This is a genomic window from Chryseobacterium luquanense, from assembly GCF_026460945.1.
Lineage (GTDB): Bacteria > Bacteroidota > Bacteroidia > Flavobacteriales > Weeksellaceae > Chryseobacterium > Chryseobacterium luquanense.
Genome location: NZ_JAOVZV010000001.1, coordinates 763959 through 771752, shown reverse-complemented (window position 1 = coordinate 771752; position 7794 = coordinate 763959). Strand labels below are relative to the sequence as shown.

Genomic DNA, 7794 nt, shown 5'->3' with positions numbered 1-7794 from the left:
AATGAATTATGAATTATGAATTATGAATTATGAATTATGAATTAGTTTTGTCTAACTTCTAACTTCTAACTTCTAACTTCTAACTTCTAACTTCTAACTTCTGTCCCAGCTTTCAAAAAAATCATTAAATTTGAATTAAAGATGTTTGTATGAAGTTAATCCAGCTTGCAAAAGAATTGAATGTTTCCGCAGAAGCTATCAAACAGTTTATTCAGGATTTTGATCTTGATTTGATTGATTGTATTTCGACCAATTTTGAAGTAAAAGAAGATTTTGAAAAATTTGCCCGCGAAAATGTAGATTTTCTGAAGCAGTATGAAGAAGATTTAGATGAAAACAAAACCGTCGAGCAAATCGCAGAAACAATAAATCAGCCTAAAGATAAAATTGAAAAAGCCATTGAAGAAAACCCGTCAAATATTTTTGATAACGGATTTTTCCGTTCATCGATTTCAAGTTACGGAATTGATCAGAAATTAGGTGGCAACTACAAATTCGTTTACAATTATTTTGGCAATAAAACCAAATTACAGCAAAGAGATTTTATCGGTTACCGAGATTTGTTCTTTTATATTTCAAGTGTTTTGGAACCGTTTTTAAATCCTCAACAAATCAAAGATTGGGGAATCAACAGACCTGCAGGAATTATTTTATATGGACCTCCCGGAAGCGGAAAGATTTTTTGGGCAAACAAAATTGCTGAAATCATTAGTTATAAATTTAAAGAAGTCAAAAAACATTATCTCGGAACTTCTTTTGTGGATGGAAATGAAACCAACTTCAACGATTTTCTGGTGAAAATGATGAAAGAAGATAAAGTTTTGCTTTTCTTAGAAGATTTTGACGAAATTATGATGGCAAGAAAAGCTGAAAATGATGTTGCTTCCTGTAATCTTGAATCTCAGGAAGTAATTCTCCATTACATTTCAAAGTTTGAAAGCGAAGAAGTATTAATGGTTGGTTCAGCAAATACTGTTGCAGATATTGACGAAGAAATTCTTGCACCCGGAAGATTTGATGTTCTGGTTCCTGTTTTCCCGCCAAATGCATCAGAAAGGTCAGAGATTATTTTGTATTCTATGACTAAAAATCTCGATAAAGATTCACTCCTTTTCAAAATTCTTAAAAACAATAAAGCAGATAAAATTCCTTTCTGGAATAATATTGCCTCAAAAATGAAAGTTTTCAGCAATACCATGTTGATTGATTTTACTCAAAGTTTAAAAAAGCGTATTAAAAATCGTTATCAAAGAGTGAAAAATGAGAAAATGGTTATCGATGAGGTTCTTTTGAACGGAGCCTTAAGAGATGCTGCTGCGAAATTGACTGAAGAATATCTTACTCAGATTGCCCAATTTTTGAATGATGTCATTATTAATAATCTTGATGATTTCCAAATGAGAATTCATGCTTTAAAATCTGAACTGGAAACTTATCAGGCAGTTGAAACACCGAGAAGAGAAATTGGTTTTCAACATAATGATGAACACGAAAATAAGAAATAGATTCTCGTTTTAATTAAGAAATTATAGACTTCCATTACTGTTTGATTAAAAAATAGTAATGGATTTTTTTTGTTTTAAATCTTAAATAATCTGGAACATCGAACTTTCAATTTAATATCATTTTCTTTCGTAAATATTGTTAAATTATTACTTTTTGATTATTGTAAATTTTTCACAGTATTTCTGTATTCTGTAAATTTTCTGTTTTTATTTTAAGTTTTTGCTGTCATAAATTATAGTTAACTGTTTAGATGTTGCTTTTGTATCAATTCTATAAGCGGTGAGTATGTGTTGAGTATGTACTTTCTACGCTCAGAGTAGTGCTTTTCAGAGGTCATCTAATATATTTGTTGAGGTTTTGATTCTAAAAGAAGCTTAACTTATTCTAAAAACTAATCTACATTAAAATAAAAAATTATGAAAAGAAAGCTACTCTCTTTAGGGGTTATTTTAACTTTAGCTCAGTTGAATGCACAAACTTATCAATCATTAACGGTTACGGGATTTAATGCAGATGTTATTGCAAACGGAGTGGGTCCGTCTTTGAATTCAACAACAATGAGTTTAGATAAAGACACCGATAATTTCGCATATATGTCTAGAGATTTTAAAGTAAATTCTTCGGCTACAGCTTTAACTTACGGATTACCGGAAAATGGTTTGATTACTTCTGCGGTAGCAACAACAAGCGGATTGACTTATCAAATGGCTTCTTATTCAGGAAATAATTCTTTGAGACTTCCCAATGCGAATGATGCAGGTACGCTAACTTTTGCAACACCAAAAGCTGCCAATAATCTTTACGTTTTGGCGGTGAGCGGAAGCGGAGATTCAACGGGTGATATTACCGTTAATTTTCAGGATGGAACCACACAGGTTTTTTCCAGTACAAATTTTCAGGATTGGTATGGTGGAACTAATGCAGCAATTCAAGGGATTGGTAGAATCAACAGAGCTACCAATGTATTAGATGCAGCAGGTGGTACAAATCCAAGAATTTATCAGATTACATTGGCGATAAGTACGGCAAATCAAAGTAAACTGATTACTTCGGTTACCGTTAAAAAAACATCTACGGCAGCAACCGTCATTAATGTATTTGGAATTTCTGCGCAGGTTGCTAATTTATCTGTTTCTGATGCAAAAAAAGTTAAAGAAAAATCGGTTTACCCTAATCCGTTCTCAAGTGAGTTGAATTTGGCGAATGTTTCAGAGGTAAGTTCAATCGAAATTTTAGATTTTTCAGGAAAATCAATTAAAACTAATATTCAGCCTGAATCAAAATTAGATCTTTCGTCTTTAGATAAAGGAAATTATATTTTGGTACTAAAAAATAAAAACGGAACATTAACATCTCAAAAAGTTGTTAAAAAATAAGATAGAGTTTTTTTCACTTTGATTATTATATAATTTACAAGCAATCATTGTGCAATAAGCCGGTTTTAATTAATCGGCTTGTTTCTTTTTAATAGCCCTACATTTTTTAAGATTTTAATAAATTTTAAAATGAGGTTACTAGTTTGAAATTTATTTCCAGCAATTACTATTACTTATTACACATTACCAATTACTCATGATTTTATCCGTAAATTTGCTTTTCAAATTTTTTAGTTTTGATTAACAACGACCATATAAAAGAAGTTCAGTCCAGGATTGAAGATTTACACAGATATCTTCAGATTGACAAAAAAAAGATAGAGATTTCAAACGATGATGAAAAAACTGCGGCTCCTGAATTTTGGGATAATCCTAAAACAGCAGAAGTTTTCCTGAAACAGCTTCGCTCCAAGAAAAAATGGGTAGAAGAATATGAGGAAATCAATACTCAGTTTGAAGATTTGCAGGTTTTATTAGAATTTGCCAAGGAAGATCCCGATTCAGAAAAAGAATTAGACGAAACTTTCCCGCAATTGCTAGAAAAAATCGAAAATCTTGAGTTTAAAAACATGCTTTCCAACGAAGGTGATGAGCTTTCGGCAGTTCTGCAAATTACAGCAGGAGCAGGAGGAACAGAAAGTTGCGATTGGGCTGCAATGTTGATGAGAATGTACACCATGTGGGCAGAAAAGCAAGGATATAAAATTAAAGAACTTAATTATCAGGAAGGTGAAGTTGCAGGAGTGAAGACAGTGACTTTAGAAATTGATGGTGAATATGCTTTCGGTTATCTTAAAGGTGAAAACGGTGTTCACAGATTGGTAAGGATTTCTCCTTTCGATTCTAATGCAAAACGTCACACGAGTTTCGTTTCGGTCTATGTTTATCCTTTGGTGGATGATACGATTGAAATTAACATCAATCCTGCCGATATTTCATTTGAAACGATGCGAAGTTCCGGAGCAGGTGGGCAAAACGTAAATAAGGTGGAAACAGCGGTTCGTCTTCGTCACGCTCCGACAGGAATTATCATCGAAAACTCAGAATCCCGTTCTCAGCTTCAGAATAAGGAAAAAGCAATGCAGCTTTTGAAATCCAGATTATACGAAATGGAATTAGAAGAACGTCTGAAAGCAAGAAACGAAATTGAAGCCGGTAAAATGAAAATAGAGTGGGGAAGCCAGATTCGTAATTACGTAATGCATCCTTACAAATTGGTGAAAGATGTGCGTTCGGCTCACGAAACTTCAGATGTTGATGCGGTAATGAACGGAAATCTTACTCCTTTCTTAAAAGCGTATCTTATGGCGGATGGAACTGCGGTTTCAGATGACGATTTAGATTTATAAAAATCATGTTTACATTTAAGTTAAAATATGCTAATATATTTCCTTTTAAAAGGTATTAAGCTTACTTTTGCGTCATAGCTATATATATGGAAGACATTAATACTTGGAGAGATTTATTAAACCCCGAACTTTATATTAAGATGGGTGGGTTTTGGCTGATTTTATTCATCGTTTTTGCCGAAACTGGTTTATTTGTAGGGTTTTTCCTTCCGGGAGATTCACTGCTTTTCGTATCAGGAATTTATGCTGTAGACATCATAAAAGAAACTTTTGGTTCTACAGGGAGTGACTTTTTAGATACAACTATTTTGGCGACTGCCGTTGCTATTGCTGCTATTGTGGGTAATCAGGTAGGGTATTGGTTTGGAAGAAAAACGGGGCCGGCTTTATATAACAAAAAAGATACAATGCTTTTCAAGAAGAAATATTTGTATCAGGCGCATGACTTTTTTGAAAAAAACGGTGCTTTAGCAATTATCATGGCGAGATTTTTACCTGTTGTAAGAACTTTTATGCCGATTGTTGCTGGGATTGTGAAGATGGATAGAAAACAGTTCGTAAGAGATAATGTTATTGGAGGCGTACTTTGGTCATTTATCTTAATTTTTGCTGGTCATTATCTTGATAAATTATTCATGGATCAGTTCGGAATTAATCTGAAAGAAAAGTTAGAATTCATTATCATTATTATCGTATTGGTTACAACAGTTCCTGTAATACTTAAATTTGTTTTTGGTGCACCAAAAGAAAACCCGAAACTAGAAGATGAAGTTTTGGATGACTTAATTGACAAAGAAAAATAATCAACTTAAAATAATAGAAATAACCTGCATTTTGCGGGTTATTTTTTTGATTTGAATGAGTTTTATCTCATGCAGATTTTACAAATTCAACAGATTTATTTCAGGGTAAATTATCTGTTAAATCCCTTAATCGGCGAGGAAAATTCCAATTGAGTGATTTAATTCAATTCTTTATCCACTCCAAAATATTTGGATAAATAATGCTGTCTCTTTTTTTCTTATTGAAAAATCTAGGAGCATGACCGGTTTTATCCATAAAAACCAATTTATGCGGAATATTCATTTTCGTTAAAACAGAATCTAAAGCCAAACCTTGTTTTTGATTGACTAAAAAATCCTGGTTTCCCTGAAACAAAAGTGTCGGAACATTGGTAACATTGGCAATCGGACTTGCTTTTTGAAAATCTTCAGATAAATTTTTACGGTGAAATTTAGCTCCAACCATTTTTTGAACGGTTCCCGAAGTATATTTTGAGTAAAATGAATTCAGGTATTCCTGAGAATAAAAATCTGTCGGACCGCTCAAAGAAATTATCTTTTTTATTTTATCAGGATTTTGATAGCCGTAAAGTAATGCTAAATGTCCTCCTGCACTTTCACCGAGTAAAATGTAATTATTGGGAAGCAATTCAGATTTTTCTGAGAGAGAATTGAATTTTTCAATCGCAGAGTTGATGTCTTCAAGCTGTTCTTTATACGTTAAATGCTTTGAAACCAGTCTGTAATTTATATTAATGCTCGGAATCTGATTTTTAAAAAGCATTTTTTGAATTTGAATCATATGTTCTTTACGCCCGTATTTCCAGGCGCCACCGTGAACAATCAAAACAACAGGTGAATCTTGCGGATAATCTGAAGGAAGAAATACATCCATTTTCTGACGTTTGTGTTCGCCATATTTCAGATTGTAAATTTTCTGTTCGTTATTTGTTCCCACCCAAATTTTAAATTTTCGGGTATTACAAGAGTTTAAAACCAAGCCAATTAACCCTAAAACAAAGAAATGGTAATTGCGAATCAGCTTTTTCATAGAGTAAAGGTAAGGAGAAAATGATTTTAATGATAATCTAAAGATATGATTTTTACTGTCTGTTTAATTTTTTAGACGAAATTTCAAAATAATTATTGAGACGGAGACATGACGAAGCGATGACGGAGAAACCTCGAAAGAAAATCGGCTTCAAAACCAAAAAATATGCTGACTGTTTAATTTTCAATCTGACTAATTCATTTTAACAAAATGATTTTTGTGGTCTGTAAGATATTCTTTCGGAAAGTAAATCCAGCCCGACATATATTCACAATCTATATTTACCAAAGTCTGTTTGATGATTTTATTATTTTCCTTTAAAACAATTGAATATCCGTAACCACAAGGTTGTATGCCTGATTTATATTTGAAAATCCATTGTTTTTGAATTTTAATTAAAGTCTCAGGATCATCAATATAAAAGTTTTTAAAATCGTCTATAATTTTGCCTTCAATTTGGTGACCTTCAAGTCTATATTTTCCTGATTTTAAATCATAATTTTCAAAAAATAATATAGGTTCTGCCAATTTTTCTTTGCAACTTGAAAATAGTACAAGTGCAATTAGCGTAATTAAAATTTTCGGAAATATTTTCATTAAAATAAATTTAAGCAAAAACTTTTTAAGATTGTTCGCAATTTGTCATCAGTAAGAAGGCTTGTGTTTCTATGTTAAGTTTACGCCTTTGTATAACTTTAGAAACATTCATAATTTTAAATTCTTTGTTTGACTTTGCGTTAAATTAAAGATTGGTTTATAATCCCAAATTAAATCTATATTTTTGTAAGACTTAACATTTATTAAAAAAATATTAAAACACTATGGCTTCTGGTTTTTTTGCGATTTTAGATGATATCGCTGCTTTGATGGATGATGTAGCAGTCACGAGTAAAATTGCGACTCAAAAAACAGCAGGAATTTTGGGTGATGACCTTGCCGTAAATGCTGAAAAAGCAACAGGTTTTCTTTCTTCAAGAGAAATTCCCGTATTAATGAAAATTATGAAAGGGTCGTTTATCAATAAACTGATTATTGTTCCTTTTGTTTTTCTGCTGGAATGGCTGTATTCGCCTGCAATAAAGATTATTTTAATCATTGGTGGGTTTTATCTTGCTTATGAAGGCGTCGAAAAAATTGTCGAATTTTTGTTTCACAGAGATAAGAAGGGGCATGAAGTTATCAAAGAATCTGATGATGTAGTTGAAGAGGGTGAAGTGGCTGAAAAAGCTAAAGTAAAATCTGCAGTGACCACCGATTTTATTTTGTCTCTTGAAATTGTAATTATTGCATTAGCTGCAGCAAAAGATGGCTACGAAGCATTAAAATCACAATTTAATCCTTTTCTTGTAGAGATTGTTACTGTTTCAATTGTTTCAATTATCGCAACAGTCGGTGTTTACGGAATTGTAGCATTAATTGTAAGAATGGATGATGCTGGTTTTAAATTAATCAAAAAAAGCAACGATAAAGGCTTCTTTGGAAAACTGGGACATTTGCTTGTAAAGGCACTTCCTTGGGTAATAAAATCTTTAGGAATTATCGGAACAATTGCATTGATTTTGGTAGCAGGAGGGATTTTTGATCATAACATCAATCAGCTTCATCACGCTTTACCAACTTGGCACGAAACGTTGAAACAGGTTTTGTTTGGTTTGGCAGGGGGATTAATTGCTTTGTTTGTAATTACTGGTGGAAAGAAAGTTTATTCATTAGCACAAAGAAATAAATAA

General features: G+C 32.3%; 7 protein-coding genes. 5 read left to right on the top strand and 2 right to left on the bottom strand.

Annotation, left to right across the window (positions count from 1 at the left end):
* Nucleotides 1-149: 149 nt before the first annotated feature.
* The 4 genes from OEA66_RS03500 (at nucleotide 150) to OEA66_RS03485 (ending at nucleotide 5034) form a co-directional block, all read left to right on the top strand.
* On the top strand, nucleotides 150-1505 hold the full coding sequence (locus tag OEA66_RS03500; RefSeq protein ID WP_267280058.1) for an AAA family ATPase: 1356 nt from the start codon (nucleotides 150-152) through the stop codon (nucleotides 1503-1505).
* A 417-nt stretch (nucleotides 1506-1922) separates the two neighbouring features.
* Nucleotides 1923-2882, top strand: a complete 960-nt coding sequence (locus OEA66_RS03495) for a T9SS type A sorting domain-containing protein (protein WP_267280057.1) — start codon at nucleotides 1923-1925, stop codon at nucleotides 2880-2882.
* Between the two features lie 236 nt (nucleotides 2883-3118).
* Complete coding sequence (gene prfB, locus OEA66_RS03490) at nucleotides 3119-4231, top strand: peptide chain release factor 2 (protein ID WP_267280056.1); 1113 nt, start codon at nucleotides 3119-3121, stop codon at nucleotides 4229-4231.
* A gap of 86 nt (nucleotides 4232-4317) precedes the next feature.
* Entirely contained in the window at nucleotides 4318-5034 is a 717-nt protein-coding gene (locus OEA66_RS03485) for a DedA family protein (protein ID WP_267280055.1), read from the top strand.
* 163 nt (nucleotides 5035-5197) lie between these two features.
* On the opposite strand, the gene OEA66_RS03480 is transcribed toward OEA66_RS03485, so the two are convergent.
* Nucleotides 5198-6064 carry an alpha/beta hydrolase gene (locus tag OEA66_RS03480; protein WP_267280054.1) on the bottom strand — a complete coding sequence of 289 codons (867 nt, stop codon included), beginning with the start codon at nucleotides 6062-6064 and terminating at the stop codon, nucleotides 5198-5200.
* Nucleotides 6065-6256: 192 nt separating this feature from the next.
* Complete coding sequence (locus tag OEA66_RS03475) at nucleotides 6257-6661, bottom strand: hypothetical protein (protein ID WP_267280053.1); 405 nt, start codon at nucleotides 6659-6661, stop codon at nucleotides 6257-6259.
* Between the two features lie 224 nt (nucleotides 6662-6885).
* Here OEA66_RS03475 and OEA66_RS03470 point away from each other — a divergent pair, with 224 nt between their 5' ends.
* Nucleotides 6886-7794: a DUF808 family protein gene (locus OEA66_RS03470; RefSeq protein WP_267280052.1), complete on the top strand. Its 909-nt coding sequence runs from the start codon at nucleotides 6886-6888 to the stop codon at nucleotides 7792-7794.

Excerpts from the sequence above, each read along its gene's own strand:
- OEA66_RS03500 (WP_267280058.1), top strand. The coding sequence starts at position 150 with ATGAAGTTAATCCAGCTTGCAAAAGAATTGAATGTTTCCGCAGAAGCT.
- OEA66_RS03495 (WP_267280057.1), top strand. The coding sequence starts at position 1,923 with ATGAAAAGAAAGCTACTCTCTTTAGGGGTTATTTTAACTTTAGCTCAG.
- OEA66_RS03485 (WP_267280055.1), top strand. The coding sequence starts at position 4,318 with ATGGAAGACATTAATACTTGGAGAGATTTATTAAACCCCGAACTTTAT.
- OEA66_RS03480 (WP_267280054.1), bottom strand. The coding sequence starts at position 6,064 with ATGAAAAAGCTGATTCGCAATTACCATTTCTTTGTTTTAGGGTTAATT.
- OEA66_RS03475 (WP_267280053.1), bottom strand. The coding sequence starts at position 6,661 with ATGAAAATATTTCCGAAAATTTTAATTACGCTAATTGCACTTGTACTA.
- OEA66_RS03470 (WP_267280052.1), top strand. The coding sequence starts at position 6,886 with ATGGCTTCTGGTTTTTTTGCGATTTTAGATGATATCGCTGCTTTGATG.